The sequence below is a fragment of the Pseudomonas sp. USHLN015 genome, from assembly GCF_037153275.1.
GTDB lineage: Bacteria > Pseudomonadota > Gammaproteobacteria > Pseudomonadales > Pseudomonadaceae > Metapseudomonas > Metapseudomonas tohonis.
On record NZ_JBBCKP010000001.1, the window covers coordinates 231,200 to 255,180 of the forward strand.

Annotated in this window: 20 protein-coding genes; 7 read left to right on the plus strand and 13 right to left on the minus strand. The window is 66.6% G+C overall.

Translation table 11 applies throughout. The features are described 5' to 3' along the window. The first annotated feature begins 3 nt into the window (after positions 1 to 3). The 5 genes from WFQ67_RS01055 (at position 4) to WFQ67_RS01075 (ending at position 6,064) form a co-directional block, all read left to right on the plus strand. Complete coding sequence (locus WFQ67_RS01055) at positions 4 to 1,386, plus strand: aspartate aminotransferase family protein (RefSeq protein WP_213627784.1); 1,383 nt, start codon at positions 4 to 6, stop codon at positions 1,384 to 1,386. Between the two features lie 355 nt (positions 1,387 to 1,741). Beyond that, entirely contained in the window at positions 1,742 to 2,725 is a 984-nt protein-coding gene (locus WFQ67_RS01060; RefSeq protein WP_213627782.1) for an ABC transporter substrate-binding protein, read from the plus strand. 10 nt (positions 2,726 to 2,735) lie between these two features. After that, entirely contained in the window at positions 2,736 to 3,539 is an 804-nt protein-coding gene (locus WFQ67_RS01065) for an ABC transporter permease (protein WP_173176583.1), read from the plus strand. Further along, positions 3,527 to 4,363, plus strand: coding sequence for an ABC transporter ATP-binding protein (locus tag WFQ67_RS01070; protein WP_173176585.1), 837 nt, complete (start codon positions 3,527 to 3,529; stop codon positions 4,361 to 4,363). Before WFQ67_RS01065 ends, WFQ67_RS01070 begins: the two co-directional genes overlap by 13 nt. A gap of 48 nt (positions 4,364 to 4,411) precedes the next feature. Then, on the plus strand, positions 4,412 to 6,064 hold the full coding sequence (locus WFQ67_RS01075; protein WP_337055982.1) for a GMC family oxidoreductase: 1,653 nt from the start codon (positions 4,412 to 4,414) through the stop codon (positions 6,062 to 6,064). 111 nt (positions 6,065 to 6,175) lie between these two features. Here the strand turns inward: WFQ67_RS01075 and WFQ67_RS01080 are convergent, their stop codons facing one another. From WFQ67_RS01080 to WFQ67_RS01120, 9 genes are all read right to left on the minus strand, one after another. Beyond that, positions 6,176 to 7,060 (minus strand): ABC transporter permease subunit, encoded by an 885-nt coding sequence (locus WFQ67_RS01080; protein WP_213627774.1) that lies wholly within the window; start codon positions 7,058 to 7,060, stop codon positions 6,176 to 6,178. Then, positions 7,057 to 7,938 carry an ABC transporter permease subunit gene (locus tag WFQ67_RS01085; protein ID WP_173176769.1) on the minus strand — a complete coding sequence of 294 codons (882 nt, stop codon included), beginning with the start codon at positions 7,936 to 7,938 and terminating at the stop codon, positions 7,057 to 7,059. The genes WFQ67_RS01080 and WFQ67_RS01085 overlap by 4 nt, the downstream gene beginning before the upstream one ends. Before the next feature lie 23 nt (positions 7,939 to 7,961). Next, positions 7,962 to 9,104: a polyamine ABC transporter ATP-binding protein gene (gene potA / locus WFQ67_RS01090; RefSeq protein ID WP_213627772.1), complete on the minus strand. Its 1,143-nt coding sequence runs from the start codon at positions 9,102 to 9,104 to the stop codon at positions 7,962 to 7,964. Positions 9,105 to 9,249: 145 nt separating this feature from the next. After that, positions 9,250 to 10,341: a polyamine ABC transporter substrate-binding protein gene (locus tag WFQ67_RS01095; RefSeq protein ID WP_213627770.1), complete on the minus strand. Its 1,092-nt coding sequence runs from the start codon at positions 10,339 to 10,341 to the stop codon at positions 9,250 to 9,252. A gap of 74 nt (positions 10,342 to 10,415) precedes the next feature. After that, positions 10,416 to 11,510 carry a polyamine ABC transporter substrate-binding protein gene (locus tag WFQ67_RS01100; RefSeq protein WP_213627768.1) on the minus strand — a complete coding sequence of 365 codons (1,095 nt, stop codon included), beginning with the start codon at positions 11,508 to 11,510 and terminating at the stop codon, positions 10,416 to 10,418. A 60-nt stretch (positions 11,511 to 11,570) separates the two neighbouring features. Beyond that, on the minus strand, positions 11,571 to 12,671 hold the full coding sequence (locus WFQ67_RS01105) for a polyamine ABC transporter substrate-binding protein (protein ID WP_213627766.1): 1,101 nt from the start codon (positions 12,669 to 12,671) through the stop codon (positions 11,571 to 11,573). Between the two features lie 148 nt (positions 12,672 to 12,819). After that, entirely contained in the window at positions 12,820 to 14,190 is a 1,371-nt protein-coding gene (locus tag WFQ67_RS01110) for an aspartate aminotransferase family protein (RefSeq protein ID WP_337055983.1), read from the minus strand. A 64-nt stretch (positions 14,191 to 14,254) separates the two neighbouring features. Beyond that, entirely contained in the window at positions 14,255 to 15,613 is a 1,359-nt protein-coding gene (locus WFQ67_RS01115; RefSeq protein ID WP_111263694.1) for a glutamine synthetase family protein, read from the minus strand. 42 nt (positions 15,614 to 15,655) lie between these two features. Further along, a complete protein-coding gene (locus tag WFQ67_RS01120) occupies positions 15,656 to 16,408 on the minus strand; it encodes a gamma-glutamyl-gamma-aminobutyrate hydrolase family protein (RefSeq protein WP_337055984.1) in 753 nt (250 codons plus the stop codon). A gap of 276 nt (positions 16,409 to 16,684) precedes the next feature. Between WFQ67_RS01120 and WFQ67_RS01125 the strand changes: the two genes are divergently transcribed. Next, positions 16,685 to 18,061 (plus strand): glutamine synthetase family protein, encoded by a 1,377-nt coding sequence (locus WFQ67_RS01125; RefSeq protein ID WP_111263696.1) that lies wholly within the window; start codon positions 16,685 to 16,687, stop codon positions 18,059 to 18,061. A gap of 198 nt (positions 18,062 to 18,259) precedes the next feature. Continuing rightward, positions 18,260 to 19,318, plus strand: coding sequence for a polyamine ABC transporter substrate-binding protein (locus WFQ67_RS01130; protein WP_337055985.1), 1,059 nt, complete (start codon positions 18,260 to 18,262; stop codon positions 19,316 to 19,318). 4 nt (positions 19,319 to 19,322) lie between these two features. Here the strand turns inward: WFQ67_RS01130 and WFQ67_RS01135 are convergent, their stop codons facing one another. From WFQ67_RS01135 to WFQ67_RS01150, 4 genes are all read right to left on the minus strand, one after another. Further along, on the minus strand, positions 19,323 to 20,243 hold the full coding sequence (locus tag WFQ67_RS01135) for a CobW family GTP-binding protein (protein WP_337055986.1): 921 nt from the start codon (positions 20,241 to 20,243) through the stop codon (positions 19,323 to 19,325). Positions 20,244 to 20,246: 3 nt separating this feature from the next. After that, positions 20,247 to 21,992 carry an amidohydrolase gene (locus WFQ67_RS01140; protein ID WP_337055987.1) on the minus strand — a complete coding sequence of 582 codons (1,746 nt, stop codon included), beginning with the start codon at positions 21,990 to 21,992 and terminating at the stop codon, positions 20,247 to 20,249. Positions 21,993 to 22,076: 84 nt separating this feature from the next. Then, positions 22,077 to 23,258 carry a pyridoxal phosphate-dependent aminotransferase gene (locus WFQ67_RS01145; RefSeq protein WP_337055988.1) on the minus strand — a complete coding sequence of 394 codons (1,182 nt, stop codon included), beginning with the start codon at positions 23,256 to 23,258 and terminating at the stop codon, positions 22,077 to 22,079. A 31-nt stretch (positions 23,259 to 23,289) separates the two neighbouring features. Beyond that, on the minus strand, positions 23,290 to 23,979 hold the full coding sequence (locus tag WFQ67_RS01150; protein ID WP_213627754.1) for an ABC transporter permease: 690 nt from the start codon (positions 23,977 to 23,979) through the stop codon (positions 23,290 to 23,292). Positions 23,980 to 23,981: the final 2 nt, after the last annotated feature.

Here is a 23,981-nt window from a genome sequence, read left to right on the forward strand (position 1 = left end):
ACCATGAACGCTCCCATCACCCCGCAGCGCAGTACCGAGGACTACCAGGCGGCCGATGCCGCGCACCACATCCATGCCTTTCTCGACCAGAAGGCACTGAATGCCGAAGGCCCGCGCGTGATCACCCGGGGCGAGGGCCTGTACCTGTGGGACAACGACGGCAAGCGCTACCTCGACGGCATGTCGGGCCTGTGGTGCACCAACCTGGGCTACGGCCGCAAGGACCTGGCCGCCGCCGCCGCCCGCCAGCTGGAGCAGCTGCCGTACTACAACATGTTCTTCCACACCACCCACCCGGCGGTGGTGGAGCTCTCCGAACTGCTCTTCAGCCTGCTGCCCGGCCACTACAGCCACGCCATCTACACCAACTCCGGTTCCGAGGCGAACGAGGTGCTGATCCGCACCGTGCGTCGTTACTGGCAGATCCTCGGCCAGCCGCAGAAGAAGGTGATGATCGGCCGCTGGAACGGCTACCACGGCTCCACCCTGGCGGCCACCGCCCTGGGCGGGATGAAGTTCATGCACGAGATGGGCGGGCTGATCCCCGACGTCGCCCACATCGACGAGCCCTACTGGTTCGCCCAGGGCGGCGACCTGACGCCGGCCGAGTTCGGCCTGCGCTGCGCCCGCCAGCTGGAGGAGAAGATCCTCGAACTGGGTGCCGAGAACGTCGCCGGCTTCATCGCCGAGCCCTTCCAGGGCGCGGGCGGGATGATCTTCCCGCCGGAGTCCTACTGGCCGGAGATCCAGCGCATCTGCCGCCAGTACGACGTGCTGCTGTGCGCGGACGAGGTGATCGGCGGCTTCGGCCGCACCGGCGAATGGTTCGCCCACCAGCACTTCGGCTTCCAGCCCGACACCCTGTCCATCGCCAAGGGCCTGACCTCCGGCTACGTGCCCATGGGCGGCCTGGTGCTGGGCAAGCGCATCGCCGAGGTGCTGGTGGAACAGGGCGGCGTGTTCGCCCACGGCCTGACCTACTCCGGGCACCCGGTGGCCGCCGCCGTGGCCATCGCCAACCTCAAGGCGCTGCGCGACGAGGGCGTGGTCGCCCAGGTGAAGAACGACACCGGCCCCTACCTGCAGCAGTGCCTGCGCGAGGTCTTCGCCGACCACCCGCTGATCGGCGAGGTGCAGGGCACCGGCCTGGTGGCGGCGTTGCAGTTCGTCCAGGACAAGGCCACGCGCAAGCGCTTCGACAACGAGAACGACATCGCCTGGCGCTGCCGCACCCTCGGTTTCGAGGAGGGCGTGATCATCCGCTCCACCCTGGGCCGGATGATCATGGCGCCGGCCCTGGTGGCCACCCGCGCCGAGCTGGACGAGCTGGTGGACAAGACCCGCCGCGCGGTGGAGCGCACGGCGCAGGAGATCGGCCGCGGCTGAGCAAGAACCGTAGGGTGGGCCGGGCGGCGCTCCGCTTCAGCCCACCAGCGATACAACAGATGAACCGGGGCCGCCTCCAGGCCCCGGTGCAGGAGGAAACGGTGGGCTGAAGCCCACCCTACGAAGCGGAGAACAGCGTGCAGGTGGCGGCCCTCTAGGCCGGCGCCGCGATGACCCGGTCCCGCTCCACGGCGCGGCACCGCACGACGCACCGACCGCCCCACGGCCCATGGAGGGAGCCGCAGCAGAACAGGACCCCAGGCCCACGCAGGCCGGGGCGCGGAACGAATTTGGCCCCTGGCCGGTACTGCCCAGCAATCCAACAACTAAGCCCATAGGCTGCGGGAGTGTTCCAATGATCCAGTCCTTGCTTCGTCGCTTCACCCTTCCCCTCGCCTGCACCGCGCTGGCGTTCTCCGCCGCCGGCGCGCAGGCGGGCACCCTGTCCATCGGCCACACCACCTGGGTCGGCTACGGCACGCTGTACCTGGCTCGCGATCTCGGCTACTTCAAGGAGCAGGGCCTGGATGTCGAGCTGACCACCATCGAGGAAGCCTCGATGTACATGGCCGCCCAGGCCTCCGGGAAGCTCTCCGGCTCGGCCTCGACCATCGACGAGATCCTCAAGTACCGCTCCAAGGACTTCTGCTTCAAGGCGGTCGCCGCGCTGGACGAGAGCTACGGCGGCGACGGCGTGCTGGTGGGCAACGGGGTCACCAGCCTGAAGGAGCTCAAGGGCCAGTCGGTGGCGGTCAACGAGGGCTCGGTCTCGCAGTTCTGGCTGTCCTACCTGCTCAAGCACAACGGCATGACCATGGCCGACCTGGATATCCAGAACATGACGGCCGACGACGCCGCCACCGCCTTCATCGCCGGCCGCGTGCCCGCCGCCGTGACCTGGGAGCCGCACCTGTCGCTGGTGCGCCAGAAGGGGGAAGGCAAGGTGCTCATCGACAGCAGCAAGACCCCCGGCGTGATCGTCGACGTGGTGGCGCTCTCCTGCGACGTGATCGACAAGCAGCCCGAGGACGTGAAGGCGCTGGTCAAGGGCCTGTACAAGGCCGTGCAGTTCACCAAGGACAACCCCGAGAAGGCCCACGAGATCATGGCCAAGGGCGTCGGCGGCTACCTGGCCGACCCGGTGGAGCTGGCCAACGCGGCCAAGGGCGTACGCTTCTACGACCAGGCCATGAGCGAGGGGCTGCTCGGCGTGCCCGGCAAGCCCGGTGACATCAAGGGCGTGATCCGCCTGGCCAACGAGACCTGGAGCGCCCTGCAGGGCAAGCGCTACGAGGTCAGCTACGACGATCTCGTCGACACCCGCTTCGTCAGCCAGTAAGGGGAAGACCATGGCCTCTCGACACTCCTGGCTGAACCGCTGCCTGACCCCCAAGGTCGAGCTGCCGGCGAAGCTGATACTCGGCGCGGGCAGCCTCGGCTGGCTGCTGGTGCTCGGCCTCTGGGCCGGGCTGTCCTACGGCGGCGTGGTGCCGGCGATGTTCCTGCCCACCCCGGGCGCGGTGCTGGAGGCGGCCGCGCGCCTGGCCGGCGACGGCACCCTCGGCAAGCACGTGCTGGCGAGTGTCGAGGTGGTGCTCATCGGCTTCGCGGTGTCGTCCCTGGTGGCGGTGCCGCTGGGGCTGCTGATGGGCAGCTTCCGCATCGTCCAGGCCTTCCTCGAGCCGCTGGTGAACTTCGTCCGCTACCTGCCGGTGACCTCCTTCGTGCCGCTGTTCATCCTGTGGATCGGCATCGGCCTGGAGCAGCGGGTGACGGTGATCATCTTCGGCGTGTTCTTCCAGCAGCTGGTGATGATCGCGGACGTTTCCAAGGGCGTCTCGCGGGACCTGATCAACGCCTCCTACACCCTGGGTTCGAGCCGCCGCGACGTGGTGCTCCACGTGCTCGGCCCGGCCTCCCTGCCCGGCGTGCTGGACACCCTGCGGGTGACCATGGGCTGGGCCTGGACCTACCTGGTGGTGGCCGAGCTGGTCGCCGCCAGCAGCGGCCTGGGCTACATCAGCCTGAAGGCCATGCGCGGCTTCCAGGTGGACGTGATCTTCCTCGCCATCGCCATCATCGGCCTGCTCGGGCTGGTGACCGACCAACTGTTCCGACTCCTCCGACTGAAGGTGGCCTCATGGGCGCAGTAGCAGCCATGCACAACCAATCCGTGGCCGCGCCTGCGCTGCCCGCGAACCCCGCCGAGCGCCTGCGCGTGGACAACGTCTGCCTGCGCTACCAGAGCCCGGGCGGACAGACCTTCGCCGCGCTGGAGAACGTCTCCCTGAGCGTGCCGGACCAGCAGTTCGCCGTGCTGGTGGGGCCCTCCGGCTGCGGCAAGTCGAGCCTGCTGTACCTCACCGCCGGCCTCGCCGAGCCCACCTCCGGCGAGATCCACGTGGGCGGCAAGCGCGTCGAGGGGCCGGGTGCCGACCGCGGCATGGTGTTCCAGGGCTACACCCTGTTCCCCTGGCTCAGCGTGCGCGAGAACATCGAGTTCGGCCTCAAGCGCAAGGGCATGCCCAAGGGCGAACGCCAGGAGATCGTCGACTTCTACCTGGCCGAGGTGGGCCTGGCGAGCTTCGCCGGGCATTACCCCAAGCAGCTCTCCGGCGGCATGATGCAACGCGTGGCGATCGCCCGTGCGCTGGCCAACGACCCGCAGATCCTGCTGATGGACGAGCCCTTCGGCGCCCTCGACAGCCAGACCCGCATGCAGATGCAGAAGCTGTTGCTGCGGGTGTGGGAGCACAGCAAGAAGACCGTGGTGTTCGTCACCCACGACATCGACGAAGCCATCCTGCTGGGCGACCGCATCTACGTCATGGGCGCCCGCCCCGGCCACATCAAGCGCGAACTCGACGTGCCCATCCCCCGCCCGCGCGACCTGGACATGGTCATGGACCGCGCCTTCATCGAGATGAAGCGCGAGATCCTCGGCCTGCTCCACGACGACCTCGAAGAGATGCACTGACAGCCCGGGGCGGCGCGCCCGCCTCGGCACCACCGCAAGGAGGGCCCCATGCCCGCTTCGACTCCATCGCCCCGGCGCTTCGACTACCTGGTGGTCGGCGCCGGATCGGCCGGCTGCGTCCTGGCCAACCGCCTCAGCGCCGACCCCACCGTGCGCGTCTGCCTGATCGAGGCCGGCGGCAGTGACGCCAGCCCCCGCGTGCAGACGCCGGCCGGCACCATCACCCTGTACAAGAGCCGGCGCTTCAGCTGGAACTTCTTCTCCGCGCCCCAGACGCGCCTCAACGGCCGCCAGCTGCACTGCCCGCGCGGCAAGGCGCTGGGCGGCTCCAGCTCGATGAACTCGATGATCTACATCCGTGGCGACGCCTCCGACTACGACCGCTGGGCCGCACTCGGCTGCGACGGCTGGAGCTGGCGCGAGGTGCTGCCGCTGTTCAGGAAATCCGAGGGCAACCGCCTGGGCCAGGACCCGGCCTACCACGGCACCCGCGGCGAGCTCGCGGTGGACCGCGCCCGCGACCCCAATCCGCTGTCGCACCTGTTCATCAAGGCCGCCGAGGCCATCGGCCTGAAGCGCAACGACGACTTCAACGGCGGCCAGCTCGAAGGCGTCGGCATCTACGACCTGACGCAGAAGGACGCGCGGCGGCTGTCCAGCTACCGCGCCTTCGTCGCGCCGGTGCGCGAGCGGCCGAACCTGGAGGTGCTGACCGGCTGCAAGGTGCTGTCGCTGCTGCTGGAGGACGGTGCCGCCCAGGGCGTGCGGGTCGAGCGCGACGGCGCGGAACTGCGCCTGGAGTGCGGGCGCGAGGTGATACTCGCCGCCGGCGCCATCGGCTCGCCGCAGGTGCTCCTGGCCTCCGGCATCGGCCCCCGGGCGGAGCTGGAGGCGGCGGGCATCGCGGTGCAGGTCGACCTGCCCGGCGTCGGCAAGAACCTGCAGGACCACCTCGACGGCCTGGTCACGGTGCGCTCGCCGAGCCCGCTGACCCTGGGCTTCTCCTGGGGCTCGCTGCCCAGCGTGCTGCTCTCGCCCTTCAAGTACCTGGCGCAACGCAAGGGCTGGCTGACCACCAACTACGTGGAAGCCGGCGGCTTCGCCCGCACGCCCCTGGCCGGCGCGCTGCCGGACGTGCAGTTCCACTTCGTGCCGGGCTACCGCAGCCATCGCGGCCGCCTGTTCGAATGGGGCCACGGCTACGCGGTGCACACCTGCGTGCTGCGCCCCGGCAGCATCGGCGAGCTGCGGGTGAAGGCGCGCGGGGCGATCGAGATCGACTACAACTTCCTCGCCGACCCGCAGGACGCCCGGGTGCTGATCGAGGGCATCCGCCTGGCGCGGCGCATCCTCGCCGACGCCGCCTTCGATGGCCTGCGCGGCAGGGAGATGCTGCCCGGCGCCGAGGTGCAGAGCGACGAGCAGCTCATGGCCTACATCCGCGAGCACGCGGCCACGGTGTTCCACCCGGTGGGCACCTGCAAGATGGGCGTGGACGCCATGAGCGTGGTGGACCCGCAACTGCGGGTGCGCGGGGTGAAGGGCCTGCGCGTGGCCGATGCGTCGATCATGCCGACCCTGGTCAGCGGCAACACCAATGCGCCGTGCATCATGATCGGCGAGAAGGCGGCGCAGTTGATCCTGGAAGGTGGGGCGGCCGAGGCCGATGCACGGGAGGAGGTGGCGGTGGCAGCGGTCTAGTGGGTCCCCGCGTTCGCGGGGATGACGGTGCGCACACCACGCGAGGCGCGCCACCCTGTCGGAAATGAAAAAGGCCACCCGAAGGTGGCCTTTCTCGTTGGCGGCACGCGGTCAGGCCGGTTGGCTGGCGGCGCGGCGCTTGTTGCTGGACGCGGCTTCGGCGGCCATGGATTCCATGGCTTCCTGGATGGCGCGCTTGCGGCGCTCCTCGGCCTGGCGACTGAAGTACCAGGCGAAGAAGGTGAACAGCGACACGGTCAGCAGGATCAGGCTGGCCACGGCGTTGATCTCCGGCTTCACGCCCAGGCGCACGGCGGAGAAGACCTCCATCGGCAGGGTGGTGGAGCCGGGGCCGGAGACGAAGCTCGCCAGCACCAGGTCGTCCAGGGACAGGGCGAACGACATCATGCCGCCTGCCGCCAGGGACGGCGCGATCATCGGAATGGTGATCAGCAGGAACACCTTCCATGGACGCGCACCGAGGTCCATGGCGGCCTCCTCGATGGACAGGTCCAGCTCGCGCAGGCGCGCCGACACCACGATGGCCACGTAGGCCGAGCAGAAGGTGGTGTGGGCGATCCAGATGGTGACGATGCCACGCTCCTGGGGCCAGCCGATCAGTTGCGCCATGGCCACGAACAGCAGCAGGAGCGACAGGCCGGTGATGACCTCGGGCATGACCAGCGGCGCGGTGACCAGGCCGCCGAACATCGTACGGCCACGGAAGCGCGGGATGCGGGTCAGGACGAAGGCCGCCAGGGTGCCCAGCGCCACCGCCGCGATGGCGGTGTAGCAAGCGATCTCCAGGGAGCGCATCACCGAGTTCATCAGCTGGGTGTTGTCGAGCAGGCCGACGTACCACTTCACCGACCAGCCGCCCCAGACCGTCACCAGCTTGGAGGCGTTGAACGAGTAGATCACAAGGATCAGCATCGGCAGGTAGATGAACAGCAGGCCGACCCACAGCATCACGTTGGAGAAACTGAAGCGCTTCATACCTTGCCCTCCAGTTCCTTGGCTTGGTTACGGTTGAACAGGATGATCGGAACGATGAGGATCGCCAGCATCACCACTGCCAGCGCGGACGCTACCGGCCAGTCGCGGTTGTTGAAGAACTCCTGCCACAGCACCTTGCCGATCATCAGGGTCTCCGGGCCGCCGAGCAGTTCGGGGATCACGAACTCGCCCACCACCGGGATGAACACCAGCATGGAGCCGGCGATGATGCCGTTCTTCGACAGCGGCACGGTGATCTTCCAGAAGCTGTTGAAGTTGCTCGAACCGAGGTCCGAGGCGGCTTCCAGCAGGCTCTGGTCGTGCTTCACCAGGTTGGCGTACAGCGGCAGGATCATGAACGGCAGGTAGGAATAGACCACGCCGATGTAGACCGCGGTGTTGGTGTTGAGGATCTGCAGCGGTTCGCTGATCAGGCCGATGCCCATGAGGAAGCCGTTGAGCAGGCCGTTGTTGCTGAGGATGCCCATCCAGGCGTAGACGCGGATGAGGATGGCGGTCCAGGTCGGCATCATGATCAGCAGCAGCAGCACGGTCTGCGCTTCCTTGCCGGCACGGGCGATGGCGTAGGCCATCGGGTAGCCGATCAGCAGGCACAGCAGGGTGCTGAAGAAGGCCATCTTCAGCGAGCCGAGGTAGGCGGCCAGGTAGAGTTCGTCCTCGCTCAGCATGAAGTAGTTGCCGAGGTTGAGGACGATCTGCAGCTGGTTGTCGGCCCAGGTGTAGATCTCGGTGTAGGGCGGGATCGCGACGTCCGCTTCCGCGAAGCTGATCTTCAGCACGATGGCGAAGGGCAGCAGGAAGAACAGGAACAGCCAGAGGAACGGGATCCCGATCACCGCGTGCCGGCCCGTGGGCAGGCGTTTCTTCAGTCTGGAGATTTTCATGAGCGCAGCACCACCCCGCTGTCGTCCTCCCACCACACGTAGACTTCATCGTCCCAGGTCGGACGTGCGCCACGACGCTCGGCGTTGGCGACGAAGGACTGGACGATGGAGCCGCTTGGCAGCTTGACGTAGAACACCGAGTGGCCACCCAGGTAGGCGATGTCGTGGATCTTGCCGCGCGACCAGTTGTACTCGCAGGTGGGCTGCTCGGTGGTGACCAGCAGCTTCTCGGGACGCAGGGCGTAGGTGATGCGCTTGTCCTGCACCGAGGTGGTCACGCCGTGGCCGACGTAGATCGGCCGCTCCAGTTCGGGGCAGGCGATCAGGGCGTGGGCCTCGAGGTCTTCCACCACTTCGCCGTCGAACAGGTTGACGTTGCCGATGAACTCGCACACCAGGCGGCTGATGGGGGTCTCGTAGATGTCCACCGGGCTGCCGATCTGCTCGATGCAGCCCAGGTGCATGATGGCGATGCGCTGGGCCATGGTCATGGCCTCTTCCTGGTCGTGGGTCACCATGACGCAGGTCACGCCGACGCGCTCGATGATCTCCACCAGCTCCAGCTGCATCTGCGAACGCAGCTTCTTGTCCAGCGCGCCCATGGGCTCGTCGAGCAGCAGCAGCTTGGGACGCTTGGCCAGCGAGCGGGCCAGGGCCACGCGCTGGCGCTGACCACCGGAGAGCTGGTGCGGCTTGCGCTTGGCGTACTGGGTCATCTGCACGAGCTTGAGCATCTCGGTGACGCGCTCGTCGATCTCGGCAGCGGGCAGACGGTCTTGTTTGAGTCCGAAGGCGATGTTCTGCGCAACAGTCATATGCGGGAAGAGCGCATAGGACTGGAACATCATGTTGATCGGCCGCTCGTAGGGCGGCATGTCGGTGATGTCGACGCCGTCGAGGAAGATGCGACCCTCGGTCGGACGCTCGAAACCCGCCAGCATGCGCAGCAGGGTCGACTTGCCCGAGCCCGAGCCACCCAGCAGGGCGAAGATCTCGCCCTTGTTGATGGTCAGCGAGACGTCGTCCACCGCAAGGGTCTCGTCGAACTGCTTGGTCACCCGGTCGATCTTGACCAGCACCTCTTTGGGTTGCTGGTTGCCCTCGAGGGCTTTCTTGTAGGCACCGGAGGCTATTGCCATTACCACACTCCCAATTCTTGCTAGCCGGCCATTATGGCCGGTTGCGTTGAGTATCGCTCGTTAGGCGCGAGACACGCGTCCTGGTCCGCTCGTCGCCCGCTCTGGCGCAAGCTGCGCGGGCCCTGCCCGCGCGGCTCGCCCCCGATCACTTGCCCGACTTGACCTTGGTCCAGCTCCGGGTCATCAGCCGCTGCACCTTCGGAGGCAGTTCCTCCGAGACATACAGCTTGTCCAGCACCGCTTGTGGCGGGTACACGGACTCGTCGTCACGCACGTCCTGATTCATGAATTCGCCCGACTTGGTGTTCGGGTTGGCGTAGCCCACGTAGTCGCTGACCTTGGCGATGACGTCGGGGCGCAGCAGGTAGTCGATGAAGGCATGGGCCTCCTTGACGTTGGCGGCGTCGGCCGGCACGGCGACCATGTCGAACCACAGGTTGCCGCCCTCCTTGGGGATCGCGTAGGCGATCTCGACACCCTTGCCGGCTTCCTCGGCGCGCGCGGCGGCCTGGAAGATGTCGCCGGAGAAGCCCGCCGCGACGCAGATGTCGCCGTTGGCCAGGTCGCCGATGTACTTGGAGGAGTGGAAATAGGTCACGTAGGGGCGGACCTCCATCAGCTTGGCCTCGGCCTTCTTGTAGTCGTCCGGGTTCTTGCTGTTGGGGTCCAGGCCCAGATAGTTGAGCATGGCCGGGATCATCTCGTCGGCCGAGTCGAGGAAGGCCACGCCGCACTGGCTGAGCTTCTTGATGTTCTCGGGCTCGAAGATCACCGACCAGGAGTCGATCTTGTCGACGCCGAGCACGGCCTTGACCTTCTCGGCGTTGTAGCCGATGCCATTGGTGCCCCAGAGGTAGGGAACGGCGTACTGGTTGCCGGGGTCGTTGGCTTCCAGGCGCTCGAGCAGCGCGGGGTCGAGGTTGCCCCAGTTCTTCAGCTGGCTGCGGTCCAGCTTCTGGAAGGCGCCGGCCTTGATCTGCTTGCCGAGAAAGTGGTTGGAGGGGACGACCACGTCATAGCCGGTGCGGCCGGCCAGGAGCTTGCCCTCGAGGGTTTCGTTGGAGTCGAAGACGTCGTAGACGGGCTTGATGCCGGTTTCCTTCTGGAAATCGGCCAGGGTGGTCTCGCCGATGTAGTCGGACCAGTTGTAGATGTGCACCGTCTGCTCGGCCTGGGCCTGTGAAGCCAGGGTCAGCACGGCGGCGGTGATCAGGGTTTTGCAGAAGGAAACTCGCACACTTTAATCCTCTTGATAGGCCGGGCCGCTGGCGCACCGGGGCGCGCCGCGGAGTTTCTTGTCGGGTTGTCGTCTCAACGACCGCTTTTTATCCGGGTCCAGTCACGGGTCAGCCAGCGCTGGACATCGCGCGGGCGCTCCCGGGCCACGTAGAGCTTGGCCATCACTTCCGGCGAGGGATAGACGCCGGGGTTCTCGCGCACGCTGGCATCCACCAGCGCGGTCGCATCCTTGTTGGCGTTGGCATAGGAAACGTAGTCGCTGATCTTGGCGATCACATCAGGGCGCATCAGGTAGTTGATGAAGATATGCGCCTCTTCCACGTGCCTGGCGTCGCGGGGGATGGCCAGCATGTCCGCCCACATGGCGGTGCCTTCCTTGGGGATCACATAGACGATGTCGTCCGTGCGCCCGGCTTCCCGCGCGCGGCTGGCGGCCTGGAGCATGTCGCCGGAGTAGCCGAAGGCGATGCAGATGTCGCCGTTGGCGAGGTCGGCGATGGACTTGGAGGAGTGGAAGTAGGTGATGTACGGGCGCACCTTGAGCAGCTGTGCGGTGGCCTTGTCGTAGTCGGCACGCTCGTGGGTGTGGGGCGAGCCGCCGAGGTAGTTGATCATCTGCGGCATGACTTCGTCGCCGGAATCGATCAGGGCCACGCCGCACTGGGTGAGTTGCCTGACCACGTCGGGATCGAACAGCAACGACCAGGAATCGAGTTTGGCATCGGCGCCGAGGATGGCGCGCACCTTGGTGGCGTTGAGGCCGATGCCGTTGGTGCCCCACATGTAGGGCACGGAGTATTCGTTGCCCGGATCGCCGCCGGCGAGGTTCTTCAGCACGGCAGGGTCCAGGTGGGAGAGGTTCGGCAGCTTGGACTTGTCCAGCTTCTGGTAGGTGCCGGCCTTGATCTGCTTGGCCAGGAAGTGGTTGGTGGGGACCACCACGTCGTAGCCGGATTGCCCGGTGGCGAGCTTGCCGTCGAGGGTTTCGTTGGAGTCGAAGACGTCGTAGACCACCTTGATCCCGGTTTCCTTCTGGAAGTTCTCCAGGGTGTCCGGGGCGATGTAATCGGACCAGTTGTACACATGCACGACACGCTCCTCGGCCTGTGTCATGGACACGGCGAGGAAGCTGGCCAGCAACCCGTACAGCCAGGGGCGATTGCGCATGAGGAGGTCCTCTCGGGGTGGTTCACCCTCCGGCGGGGCGCCGGAGGGTGGGTCTGGGTGTTACTTGCCCGACTTGATGGTGGTCCAGGTACGGGTCATCGCGCGCTGCACCTTGGCCGGCAGATCCGGGAAGGCGTAGAGCTTGGCCATGGTCTCCTTGCTCGGGTAGATGCCCGGGTCGGTGCGGATCGCCTCGTCCACCAGCGGGGTGGCGGCGGCGTTACCGTTCGGGAACTGCACGAAGTTGGTGATCTCGGCCATCACGTCCGGCTTCATCAGGAAGTTCATGAAGGCGTAGGCGGCGTCCGGGTTGGCGGCGTCGGCGGGGATCGCGACCATGTCGAAGAAGGTGCCGGCACCTTCCTTCGGAATGTTGTAGGCGACCTTCACGCCAGCCTTGGCCTCGTCGGCACGGGACTTGGCCTGGTACACGTCACCCGAGTAGCCCACGGCCACGCACAGGTTGCCGTTGGCCAGGTCGGAGATGTACTTGGAGGAGTGGAAGTAGGTCACGTGCGGACGGATCTTGAGGAACAGCGCCTCGGCTTCCTTGAGCTGCTTGGGGTCCTGGCTGGTCGGGCTGTAGCCCAGGTAGTGCAGGGCGATCGGCAGGATCTCGGTGGGCGAGTCGAGGAAGGAGACGCCACAGGACTTCAGCTTCTCGATGTTCTCGGGCTTGAACAGCAGGTCCCAGGAATCCACCGGGGCCTTGTCGCCGAGCACGGCCTTGACCTTGTCGACGTTGTAGCCGATGCCGATGGAGCCCCACATGTAGGGGAAGGCGTACTGGTTGCCCGGGTCGGAGACCTCGACGGTCTTCAGGAGGTTCGGGTCCAGGTTCTTCCAGTTCGGCAGCTTGGACTTGTCCAGCGGCTGATAGACCTTGGCCTTGATCTGCTTGGCCAAGAAGTTGTTGGACGGCACCACGATGTCGTAACCGGACTTGCCGGCCAGGAGCTTGGCTTCCAGGGTCTCGTTGGAGTCGAAGACGTCGTAGACGACCTTGATGCCGGTTTCCTTGGTGAACTTCTCGACGGTGTCCGGGGCGATGTAGTCAGACCAGTTGTAGACGTGCAGCACCTTGTCTTCTGCCTGCGCCACGCCGGCCACAGCGCCGGCGAGCGTCATGGCGAGCAGGGTCTTGCCGAAGGTTTTGAACATGCGGGTAGCTCCATTTGTTGTTTAAGTGTCCGAGCGGCGTCGCCACCGCCCGGTGAGCCTGGCCAACGCACTGGCGCAGTCTGGCAAGGTCAGGGGCGCGCTTACAACAGCTCGCGGGATGCGATTGTTTGCAAACTCGCCCATTTGCTCAACCCAGAACCGCACTCGCGGTGAGATCGAGGCACTTGCGGGCCTTGGTCACCAGTTCGTCGATCTCGTCCTCGCTGATCACCAGCGGCGGCGAAACAATCATAGTGTCGCCTACCGCACGCATGATCAGGCCATTGCGGAAGCAGTGCTCGCGGCACTGCATGCCCACGCCCAGATCGGTGAAACGCTCACGGGTCTTCTTGTTCTTGACCAGTTCCAGGGCGCCGACCATGCCGACCCCGCGCGCTTCGCCGACCAGGGGATGGTCAGCCAGCTCCTGCCAGCGTTGTTGCAAATACGGTGCCGTTTCCGCCTTCACTTTCTCGACGATCTTCTCTTCGCGCAGGATGCGGATGTTCTCCAGCGCCACCGCAGCGGCGACCGGGTGACCGGAGTAGGTGAAGCCGTGGTAGAACTCGCCGCCCTGGTTGAGCACCTCGACCACCTCGTCACGGACGATCACGCCGCCCATGGGGATGTAGCCGGAGGTCAGGCCCTTGGCGATGGGCATCAGGTCCGGGGCGTTGCCGTAGTACTGGCTGCCGAACCACTCGCCGGTGCGGCCGAAGCCGCAGATGACTTCGTCGGCGATGAACAGAATGTCGTAGCGGGCGAGGATCTCGCGGATCTTCGGCCAGTAGGTTTCCGGCGGGACGATCACGCCGCCCGCGCCCTGGATGGGCTCGGCGATGAAGGCGGCGACGTTCTCCTCGCCGACTTCGAGGATCTTCTTCTCCAGCTGCTCGGCAGCCCAGACGCCGAACTCCTCGGGGGCCATGTCGCCACCCTCGCCGTACCAGTAGGGCTGGGCGATGTGGACGATGCCCGGGATCGGCAGGTCGCCCTGCTCGTGCAGCGCCTTCATGCCGCCGAGGCTGACGCCGGCGACGGTGGAGCCGTGGTAGCCGTTCCAGCGGCCGATGACCACTTTCTTCTTCGGCTGGCCCTTGGTCGCCCAGTAGTGGCGGACCATGCGCAGCACGGTGTCGTTGGCTTCGGAGCCGGAGCCGGTGAAGAACACGTGGTTCATGCCCTCGGGCGCAAGCTCGGAGATGGCCTTGGCCAGTTCGATGACGGGCGGGTGGGCGGTCTGGAAGAACAGGTTGTAGAAGGGCAGCTCGCGCATCTGGCGGGTGGCCGCCTGCACCAGTTCCTCGCGGCCGTAGCCGACGTTGACGCACCACAGGCCGGCCATGGCGTCGAGGATCTTGTTGCCCTCGCTGTCCCAGATGTAGACGCCGTCGGCTTTGGTGATGATCCGCGCGCCCTTGGCATTCAACGCCTGGTAGTCGGTGAACGGCGGCAGGTGGTGGTCGCGACTGAGTGCCTGCCATTCAAGGGTCTGGGGGTTGGTCACTTGGCTCTTCATTATCTACACCTCTATGCAAATCTGGGTTGGCGTGCCGCGCCACGAACGCGGCACGCCGTTTGGATCAGACGGAAAGCAGCAGGAACTCACGCTCCCAGGAGCTGATGACGCGCTTGAAGTTCTCGTGCTCGGCGCGTTTCACCGCGACGTAGGCACTGATGAACTTGGTGCTCAGGTACTTCTCCAGGGGCTTGCAGTTCTCCAGGCGCTCGAGGGCGTCCTCGAGGGTCAGCGGCAGGCGCAGGTTGCGGCGCTCGTAGCCACGCCCCTTGACCTGCGCGCTCGGCTTGATCTGCTCGACCATGCCGATGTAGCCGCACAGCAGGCTGGCGGCGATGGCCAGGTAGGGGTTGGCGTCGGCACCGGCCAGGCGGTTCTCCACGCGGCGGTTCTGCGGGGTGGCATCCGGGACGCGCAGGCCCACGGTGCGGTTCTCCTCGCCCCACTCCACGTTCACCGGCGCCGAGGTATCGGGCAGGAAACGGCGGAAGGAGTTCACGTTCGGCGCGAACAGCGGCAGCAGCTCGGGGATGAACTTCTGCAGGCCGCCGATGTGGTGGAGGAACAGCTCGCTCATGGAGCCGTCTTCGTTGGAGAAGATGTTCTTGCCGGTCTTGATGTCCACCACGCTCTGGTGCAGGTGCATGGCACTGCCCGGCTGGTCGGTGATCGGCTTGGCCATGAAGGTGGCGGCGACATTATGTTTCAGCGCGGCCTCGCGCATGGTGCGCTTGAACACGGTGATCTGGTCGGCCAGGGACAGGGCTTCGCCGTGACGGAAGTTGATCTCCATCTGCGCCGGGCCTTCCTCGTGGATGAGGGTGTCCAGGTCCAGGTCCTGCGCCTCGCACCAGTCGTACATGTCCTCGAACAGCGGGTCGAATTCGTTCGCCGCGTCGATGGAGAAGGACTGGCGGCCGGTCTCAGGGCGACCGGAGCGGCCGATCGGGGCCTGCAGCGGGTAGTCCGGGTCGTCGCTGCGCTTGGTCAGGTAGAACTCCATCTCCGGCGCGACGATCGGGCGCCAGCCCTTGTCGGCGTAGAGCTTGAGCACTTTCTTGAGGATGTTGCGCGGCGACAGCTCGATGGGGTTGCCCATCTTGTCGAAGGTGTCGTGGATCACCATCGCGGTGGGTTCCAGCGCCCAGGGCACGAGGAACACGGCGTTCTCGTCCGGGCGGCAGACCATGTCGATGTCGGCAGGGTCGAGCAGCTCGTAATAAACGTCGTCCTCGACATAGTCGCCGGTAACGGTCTGCAGCAGCACACTCTCGGGGAGGCGCATGCCCTTCTCGTCGAGGAACTTGTTGGTCGGCGAGATCTTGCCCCGGGCAATGCCGGTAAGGTCGCTGATCAAGCATTCAACTTCGGTGATTTTGCGTTCTTTCAACCAGCTTGTGAGCTGGTCCAACTTGGTAGTCATAAAGACCTCAGGGTGTGAGAGCTGCAACTGGTATAGCTGAGCTCAGCGTTGCCCCGCCCTCTTCCTGCAAGCCTCACCAAAGGCCTGGAAGATGGCGAGATAATCGGGGTTCGAACGAACCTGCCATTCGGGGTGCCACTGTACTCCGAGCGCGAAACTCGCAGCGCCGACGACCGAGCAGGATTCGACCAACCCGTCAGGCGCCAGCGCTTCTACGTGAAGGCCCGGCGCCAGACGTTCAACGCCCTGGCCATGAATGGAATTGACGAGGATCTCCGCCGGCAAGCCGATACCGGCGAGGATGCCACCCGGCTGCACATGCACGGGGTGGCGGGGTGCGTACTGCACCTCGAGCGGCTCGTCGGCCGGCTCGCGATGGTCCATGAAGCCTTCGACCTCGTGCACCTTCTGGTGCAGCGTGCCGCCGAAGGCCACGTTCATCTCCTGGAAGCCGCGGCAGATGCCGAGCACGGGCACGCCCGCGGCCACGGCGGCACGCATCAGCGAAAGCGTGGTGCCATCGCGCTGCGGATCGTGGAGGGTGCCGGGCTCGCTGGCCGGGCCGGAATAATGATGGGGTTCGACGTTGGAAGGCGAACCGGTGAACAGCAGGCCGTCTAGACTGGCCAGAAGGGAAGTCGTCTCGATGAGCTCGCCGAGAGCGGGAACAATCAGAGGAACACCGCCGGCGCCAAGGGCCACCGCACGAAGATACTTGTCACCCGCTATATGGTAAGGATGCAGACCGATCTGCTTGGTGCAAGCGGTTACGCCGATTAACGGCAGGCGAGACATGAGACACCCGTTTTATTGCTGTTATGGGTTGCGACCGAGCTTAGCGTTGTTCATTTTTTTACACAATAGGGCTGTAAAAAATCGAACACACCTCGCTGAGCGCCGCGTGCGCCATGGCCCCGAGAGGGGTCAGATGCCCCTCAAACGCCCCAAAATTGGCCATATGGCCCTGTTTTAGGGCAAAATGGGGCGCTATTGACATCGTTAGGGGATTCCGATTGACTCTCACCCTAGCGAACGTGTGATTGATATTTTTAACAAGAAAGGTGTTGCATCATGTCGGTACCCCCGCGTGCCGTTCAGCTTCAAGAAGCGAACGAGTTCCTTAAGGAACATCCTGAGGTCCAGTTCGTCGACCTCCTGATCGCAGATATGAATGGAGTAGTCCGAGGCAAGCGAATCGAACGCGCCAGCCTCCACAAAGTTTACGAAAAAGGCATCAACCTCCCCGCTTCCTTATTCGCCCTCGATATCAACGGCTCCACCGTTGAAAGCACCGGCCTCGGCCTGGACATCGGCGACGCCGATCGCATCTGCTACCCGATCCCCGGCACCCTGTGCGACGAGCCCTGGCAGAAGCGCCCCACCGCGCAACTGCTGATGACCATGCACGAGATGGAAGGCGAGCCCTTCTTCGCCGACCCGCGTGAAGTGCTGCGCCAGGTCGTCGCGAAGTTCGACGATCTCGGCCTGACCATCTGCGCCGCGTTCGAGCTCGAGTTCTACCTGATCGACCAGGAGAACGTGAACGGCCGTCCGCAGCCGCCGCGCTCCCCGATCTCCGGCAAGCGTCCGCAGTCCACCCAGGTCTACCTGATCGACGATCTCGACGAGTATGCCGACTGCCTGCAGGACATCCTCGAAGGCGCCAAGGTCCAGGGCATCCCGGCCGACGCCATCGTCAAGGAAAGCGCTCCGGCCCAGTTCGAGGTCAACCTCCACCACGTGGCGGACCCGATCAAGGCCTGCGACTACGCCGTGCTGCTCAAGCGCCTGGTGAAGAACATCGCGTACGACCACGAGATGGACACCACCTTCATGGCCAAGCCCTACCCGGGCCAGGCCGGCAACGGCCTGCACGTCCATATCTCGCTGCTGGACAAGCATGGCAAGAACATCTTCGCCAGCGAGGATCCCGAGCAGAACGCCGCATTGCGCCATGCGCTCGGCGGTGTGCTCGAGACCCTGCCCGCCTCCATGGCCTTCCTCTGCCCGAACGTGAACTCCTACCGTCGCTTCGGTGCGCAGTTCTACGTGCCGAACGCACCGAGCTGGGGCCTGGACAACCGTACCGTGGCCCTGCGCGTGCCCACCGGCAGCGCGGATGCGGTGCGCATCGAACACCGCGTCGCCGGTGCCGATGCCAACCCGTACCTGATGATGGCGTCGATCCTGGCAGGCGTGCACCACGGCCTGACCAACCAGATCGAACCTGGCGCCCCCATCGAAGGCAACTCGTACGAGCAACTGGAGCAGAGCCTGCCGAACAACCTGCGTGATGCGCTGCGCGAGCTGGACGACAGCGAGATCCTGGCCAAGTACATCAGCCCGGACTACATCGACATCTTCGTCGCGTGCAAGGAAAGCGAGCTGGAGGAGTTCGAACACTCCATCTCCGACCTCGAGTACAACTGGTACCTGCATACCGTGTAAGCGAGTCGAAAGACGCCGGCCCCAGGGCCGGCGTTTTTTTTGCCCGCCATGTCCACCCGTCCCCTCATCCGCGACGCTGGAAGGGCGCCGTGGAACCGCGCAAAGGCCCGATCCAGAGAGGCCCAGTCGCTGACATGCATCAACCTGCTGAAACATACGCGTAGCAATAATGCTCCGCCAACCATCAGGGAGGACTCCATGCCCCGCTTCCTCGCACCGCTGCTGCTCGCGCTGTTGCCGACACTGGCCAGCGCCGAAGACACCATCCGCGTCTACAACTGGAACGACTACATCGCTCCCCAGGTGCTCAAGGACTTCGAGCAGCAGACCGGCATCCGCGTGGACTACCACACCTTCGCCAGCGCCGAGGAACTGCAGAAGGCCATGGAGAGCGGCGAGGCCATCGACATCGTGGTGCCCTCCCACAACAACCTTCCCGAACTGATCAAGGCCGGCCGCCTGCAGCCCCTGGACTTCAGCCGCCTGCCAAACCGCAAGCACCTGGACAAGCAGCTGCTCAGCAAGCTCGCCGCCGTCGACCCCAACAACCAGCACGCCGTGCCCTACCTCTGGGGCGCCGTCGGCCTCGCGGTGAACACGCCCCAGGCCGAGAAGGCCTACGGCGGCCCGCTGCCGTCGAGCTGGAGCGTCCTCTTCGAACCCGAGCAGAGCAAGCGCCTGGCCAGCTGCGGCATGAGCGTGCTCGACGCCCCGGACGAAGCCCTGTCGATCCTCATGACCTACCAGGGCCGCACCCTCGCCCGCACCGCGCCCAGCCGGCTCAAGCGCTCCGCCGAGCTGCTCGGCGGCCTGCGCCCGAACCTGCGCTACATCGACAGCGAGCGCTACATCGAAGACCTCAACAAGGGGCGGCTGTGCGTCGCCATGGCCTGGGTCGGCGACGCCCTCAACGCCGCGGCCGCCGGCCAGCCGGTGCGTTTCGTGGTGCCCGACGAGGGCTCGGTGCTGTTCATCGACAACCTCGCCATCCCCAGCAGCGCCAACCGCGCCGACCTCGCCCACCGCTTCATCGACTTCATGATGCAGCCCAAGGTCGCCGCGCAGGTCACCAGCGAAACCCTCTACCCCAACGGCAACGCCGACGCCCGCGAATTCCTCGCCGCCGACCTGCGCGACCAGCCGGGCCTCTACCCCGACAAGGAAACCAAGCGCCGCCTGTTCGCCCTGGAATCCCTGCCGGACAAGCTCGGCGCCACCCGCGACCAGGTCTGGGCCGAGTTCCGCGACGGGCACTGAGCCGTCAGCGCAGGCAAGCGCGCAACCCGCCCTCCAGCGCCTGCCGCCCGGCGAACCCACGCCGGGCGATGAACACCAGGCGCATGCCATCGCCCACCGGCCCGCTCACCGGGCCGAACTGGCTGCGCCGCCCCACCTGCTGCAACCAGAGCGCCCCGCCGGCCGCCTCCAGGCGCACCCAGCCCTTGAGGCGGAACAGGGCATCCGGCAGGCCCGCCAGCCAGGCCCGCAGGCGCCCGGCATCGAAGACCCCCTCGCCTTCCCAGACCCAGGACTCGAACAGCTGTCCGTGGTCCTCCGTCGCCACCGGCGTCAGCACTCCGGGCACCCGGGATGGCGGCTCCGCATCCAGCCACAGCGAATCCGGCAGGTCGGCCTGCACCCCGACATGCAGCAGCGCACGCCCCGGCAACGCCTCGCGCAGGCGCGCCAGCTCGTCCGCGTCCACCAGGTCGCTCTTGTTCAGCAGCAGCACGTCGGCCGCCGAAACCTGGGCGCGGGCCAGCCGTGCGTACTCGCCCTCCAGCGACAGGTGGCGGGTGGCGTCCACCAGGGTGATCACCAGGTCCAGCCGCAGCAGGCCACGCAACTGTGGATAACCCAGGGTCTGCACGATGCGCTGCGGGTCGGAGACGCCGCTGCACTCGATGACGATGCGCTCCAGGCGCGGCGAGAGCTGCGCCAGGCTGGCCAGCTGCGCCAGCAGGTCCTCCTGCACCGTGCAGCAGATGCAGCCGTTCTGCAGGCTGTACACCGCATCGGTGACCTCGGCCACCAGCGCCGCATCGATGTTCAGCGCGCCGAAATCGTTGACGATCACCGCCAGCCGGCTGTCCCCCGCGCGCCGGACCATGCGATTGAGCAAGGTGGTCTTGCCGGCCCCGAGGAAGCCTGCCACCACCGTGACCGCGATGCGCTCGTCCATGGCCTACCCCTGCGCCTCGATCACCGGAGGTTCGCCCTTCCAGACCGCCTCCAGGCCGAGCCCGGCCAGCGCGCCCTGGCGGTCGTAGACCAGTTGGCCCTCGACGAAGGTCAGCAACACCTGGGTGCGGTGGATGTAGTTGCGCGCCGGCAGAGCGAACAGGTCGCGGTCGAGCACGATCAGGTCCGCCGCCTTGCCCACCTCCAGGCTGCCGGTAACGGCCTCCAGGCCCATGGCGATGGCGCCATTGCGCGTGGCCACGCGCAGCGCCTGCTCCAGGGTGATCGGCTCGCCGAAGCAGGCCGGGTCGCCGTTCCAGGGGTTCTGCCGGGTGACCATGGTCTCCAGCGCCAGCCAGGGGTCGATCGACGCCACCGGCCAGTCGGTGCCGAACACCGCCGTGCCGCCGGCCTCCAGCACGCCCTTGAAGTCGTAGATGCGCTTGAGCCGCTCCTGGCCGTAGCCCGAACGCGCGCCGCTGGCGAAAGGAGTCGGGTACCAGGCGGCGGGCGAGAACTCGGCGATCACCTGCAGCTCCTGGAAGCGCTTGAGGTTGCCCGGGTGCAGCAGGGTGCTGTGGGCGCACTGGTGGCGCACGCCACTGAAACCGTTGCGCCGCCGTGCCTCGGCCACCGCATCGAGGAACACGTCGGAGGCGCCGTCGCCGGTGCAGTGGGCGATGACGCGGAGGCCCCGGCGGTCCATGTCCACCAGCATGTCGGTGATGTGTTCCGGGGTGAGGTTGAGCTTGCCCCGCCAGTCCGACTCGTTCGGCCAGGGCGTGAGCAGGAAGGACGAACGCGGCTCCACCGTGCCGTCGAAGTGGAATTTCACCGCGTTGGCACTCAGCCGGGCACTGCGGTAGTAGTGCCGCTCGCCGGCCAGCAGCTGCCAGCGCCGGCGCACCGGGAAGATGTCGTCCTGCCAGCTGATCGCCGCCTCGATGCGCACCGTCAGCTCGCCCGCGTCGTCCAGCGCCTTCAGCGCCTGCAGGCGGTGCTCGCAGACGTGCACGTACTTGCTCGCCGTGACCCCGCGCGAACTCTGGAAGTGCACGCCGTCGCGGTAGGCGCGGCGCAGCACCGCCACCGGGGTCGGCGGCATGGCGGCGTGGATCATCGCGTAGGCGCCGTCGATCATCAGCCCGGTGGGCTCGCCGGTCAGCTCGTCGCGCTCCAGGTAGCCGTTGCGCGGGTCGGGGGTGTGGCGGTCGATGCCGGCCAGCTCCAGCGCCTTCGAGTTGACCATCATGGTGCCCCACATGCGATCGAGCAGGGCCACCGGGCGGTCCGGCATCACCGCATCGAGCCAGGCGCGGCCGGGCACCAGGCCCGCCTCGCGGAAGGTGTAGCGCACCCAGTACTGGCCGTGGATCCAGCCCTCCCCGGGGTGGGCATCGGCATAGGCGCGGATCGCCGCCTCCAGCTGCGCCGGCGTCGGGTCCTCGATACCGACATCGAGGTCGTCGCTGTAGCGCGGCGCCAGGGCCAGGTCCGGGTGGGTGTGCATGTCGTGCAGGCCGGGCATGCAGAAGGCCCCGCCCAGGTCATGCACGCGGGTGGCCGGGCCCTTGAAGGCCTGCACGGCGGCGCGGTCGCCCACGGCCAGCAGGCAGCCTCCGCGGATCGCCACCGCCTCGGCCCAGGGCTGCGCCGGGTCCATGGTGCAGATTCGACCGTTATCGAGGATCAGGTCGGCGAAATGGCCAGTGGCCGAATGGGTCGAGGTGAAGTTGTCGGCGTCAGTCATGGCGGCACCTGATTATTTTGGGGCGTGGCCAGGCCCGGCGCAGGAATGCGCCATGAGCCTGGTTCGGTCAGGGGTTGCGGCGGGTCAGCGCTGGGTCTGCAGGCGCTCGATGAAACCGGCGATGCGCCGGCAGGCTTCCTCCAGCTCGGCATCGGAGACGGTGAACGAAAGCCGCACGAAGCCCCGGCAGCTGGCACCGAAGGCTTCGGCATCGAGCACCGAGACCCCGGTCTCGCGGAACAGCTGCCAGGCGAAGTCCATCCCCGAGAGGCCGGTGCCGCGTACGTCCACCAGCATGAACATGCCGGCCTCCGGCACCTTGCAGCGCAGCAGCGGCACATCGGCGAGCCCCCGCACCACCAGGTCGCGGCGGCGGCGATAGAGCTCACGCGCCGCGCCGACGATCGCCTCGTCCAGCTCCAGCGCCTTGAGCGCGGCCGCCTGGATGAAGCCCGGCAGGCCGTAGACCATGCACAGCATCAGGTTGTCGAGGTGGCCGATCAGCGCCGGTGGCGCCACCACCCAGCCCACGCGCCAGCCGGTCATGGCGTGGCTCTTCGACAGGCTGTTGAGCACCACGGTGCGCCCGACCATGCCTTCCAGGGTGGCGATGCTGCGGTGCGGTCGGTCGTAGGTGAGCTGGCCATAGACCTCGTCGGACAGCACCCAGAGGTCGTGACGGCGCGCAACCTCGGCGACCGCCTGCAGCTCCTCGTCGGTGTAGACGTTGCCGGTGGGGTTGTTGGGCGTGGCCAGGGCGATGCCCCGGGTGCGCTCGGTGAGCACCGCCTCCAGCGCCTCGACGGTGAGGCGGAAATCCCCTTCCGCCGGCTGCGCGATGCTCACCAGGCGTGCGCCGGACGCCTGGATGCTGGCGGCATAGGTCAGGTACATCGGCTCCGGCACCAGCACCTCGTCGCCGCTCTCGAACAGGCACATGGCGGTGGCGTAGAGGCCGTTCTGCGCCCCGGCGACCACGGCGACGTTGTCCACCTCGACCGGGATGCCCAGCAGCGTGCGCTGCTTGGCCGCGATCGCCTCGCGCAGCGGCGTGCGGCCGATCACTGCGGTGTAGTGGGTGTCGCCCTGGTCCAGGGCCTCGATGGCAGCGGCGCGAATCGGCTCGGCGGTGGCGAAGTCCGGGTCGCCAATGCTCAGGACGATGGCGTCCTCGCCACGCTCCTGGGCCGCGCAGGCCGCGTAGTGGATGTCCCAGGCGCTGACGGTCTCGCCGCTGATGCGCCCGACCAGGGATGAATACTTCATGCACGGCTCCTTGGGATCCGGTTCCATGGGTTCAGGCCTGGCGCTGCGGCGTACGGCCGATGCGCGCGAAGCCCTGTTCGATGAGGAAGGCCAGGACGATGTAGACCACCGCCACCACCAGCAGCGGCTCGTACACCTTCAGCGTCTGCGCACGCACCAGGTTCGCCGCGCCGAGCAGGTCGGTGACCGCCACGGTGGACGCCAGGGCGGTGGACTTGAGCAGCATCACGCTCTCGCCGGCCAGGGTCGGGCGCAGCATCTGCAGCGCCCGGGGCATCCACACCCGCCGCAGCACCTGAGCGGGGCGCATGCCGTAGGCCCGCGCCGCCTCCAGCTCGCCACGGGGTACCGCACGCAGGCCGCCGCGCAGCACCTCGCCGACATAGGCGCCAACGCTCAGGGTCAGGGCGAAGGCGACGTACCAGAAGCCCTCGCGCAGGTAGGGCCAGAGCAGGCTGTGGCGGATCAGCGGGAAGCTGGCGAAGACGCTGCCCACGCCGTAGTAGAGGATGTAGATCTGCACCAGCAGCGGCGTGCCCCGCAGCACGCTGGTGTAGAAGCGCGCAGTGCCCGACAGCAGCGGGTTGCGCGACAGGCGCGCCAAGGCCACCGAGACGGCCAGCAGGAAGCCGAAGCTGGCCGAGATCAGCAGCAGCTGCAGGGTCAGCAGCGCGCCGCGCGTCAGTTCGCCGGTGAAGCCATCCAGCCAGGTGAAATCCATGA

Bases quoted from the DNA above. Each gene is read 5' to 3' on its own strand.
- WFQ67_RS01055 (WP_213627784.1), top strand. From the start codon at position 4: ATGAACGCTCCCATCACCCCGCAGCGCAGTACCGAGGACTACCAGGCG.
- WFQ67_RS01060 (WP_213627782.1), top strand. From the start codon at position 1,742: ATGATCCAGTCCTTGCTTCGTCGCTTCACCCTTCCCCTCGCCTGCACC.
- WFQ67_RS01065 (WP_173176583.1), top strand. From the start codon at position 2,736: ATGGCCTCTCGACACTCCTGGCTGAACCGCTGCCTGACCCCCAAGGTC.
- WFQ67_RS01070 (WP_173176585.1), top strand. From the start codon at position 3,527: ATGGGCGCAGTAGCAGCCATGCACAACCAATCCGTGGCCGCGCCTGCG.
- WFQ67_RS01075 (WP_337055982.1), top strand. From the start codon at position 4,412: ATGCCCGCTTCGACTCCATCGCCCCGGCGCTTCGACTACCTGGTGGTC.
- WFQ67_RS01080 (WP_213627774.1), bottom strand. From the start codon at position 7,060: ATGAAGCGCTTCAGTTTCTCCAACGTGATGCTGTGGGTCGGCCTGCTG.
- potA (WP_213627772.1), bottom strand. From the start codon at position 9,104: ATGGCAATAGCCTCCGGTGCCTACAAGAAAGCCCTCGAGGGCAACCAG.
- WFQ67_RS01100 (WP_213627768.1), bottom strand. From the start codon at position 11,510: ATGCGCAATCGCCCCTGGCTGTACGGGTTGCTGGCCAGCTTCCTCGCC.
- WFQ67_RS01105 (WP_213627766.1), bottom strand. From the start codon at position 12,671: ATGTTCAAAACCTTCGGCAAGACCCTGCTCGCCATGACGCTCGCCGGC.
- WFQ67_RS01110 (WP_337055983.1), bottom strand. From the start codon at position 14,190: ATGAAGAGCCAAGTGACCAACCCCCAGACCCTTGAATGGCAGGCACTC.
- WFQ67_RS01115 (WP_111263694.1), bottom strand. From the start codon at position 15,613: ATGACTACCAAGTTGGACCAGCTCACAAGCTGGTTGAAAGAACGCAAA.
- WFQ67_RS01120 (WP_337055984.1), bottom strand. From the start codon at position 16,408: ATGTCTCGCCTGCCGTTAATCGGCGTAACCGCTTGCACCAAGCAGATC.
- WFQ67_RS01125 (WP_111263696.1), top strand. From the start codon at position 16,685: ATGTCGGTACCCCCGCGTGCCGTTCAGCTTCAAGAAGCGAACGAGTTC.
- WFQ67_RS01130 (WP_337055985.1), top strand. From the start codon at position 18,260: ATGCCCCGCTTCCTCGCACCGCTGCTGCTCGCGCTGTTGCCGACACTG.
- WFQ67_RS01135 (WP_337055986.1), bottom strand. From the start codon at position 20,243: ATGGACGAGCGCATCGCGGTCACGGTGGTGGCAGGCTTCCTCGGGGCC.
- WFQ67_RS01140 (WP_337055987.1), bottom strand. From the start codon at position 21,992: ATGACTGACGCCGACAACTTCACCTCGACCCATTCGGCCACTGGCCAT.
- WFQ67_RS01145 (WP_337055988.1), bottom strand. From the start codon at position 23,258: ATGAAGTATTCATCCCTGGTCGGGCGCATCAGCGGCGAGACCGTCAGC.
- WFQ67_RS01150 (WP_213627754.1), bottom strand. From the start codon at position 23,979: ATGGATTTCACCTGGCTGGATGGCTTCACCGGCGAACTGACGCGCGGC.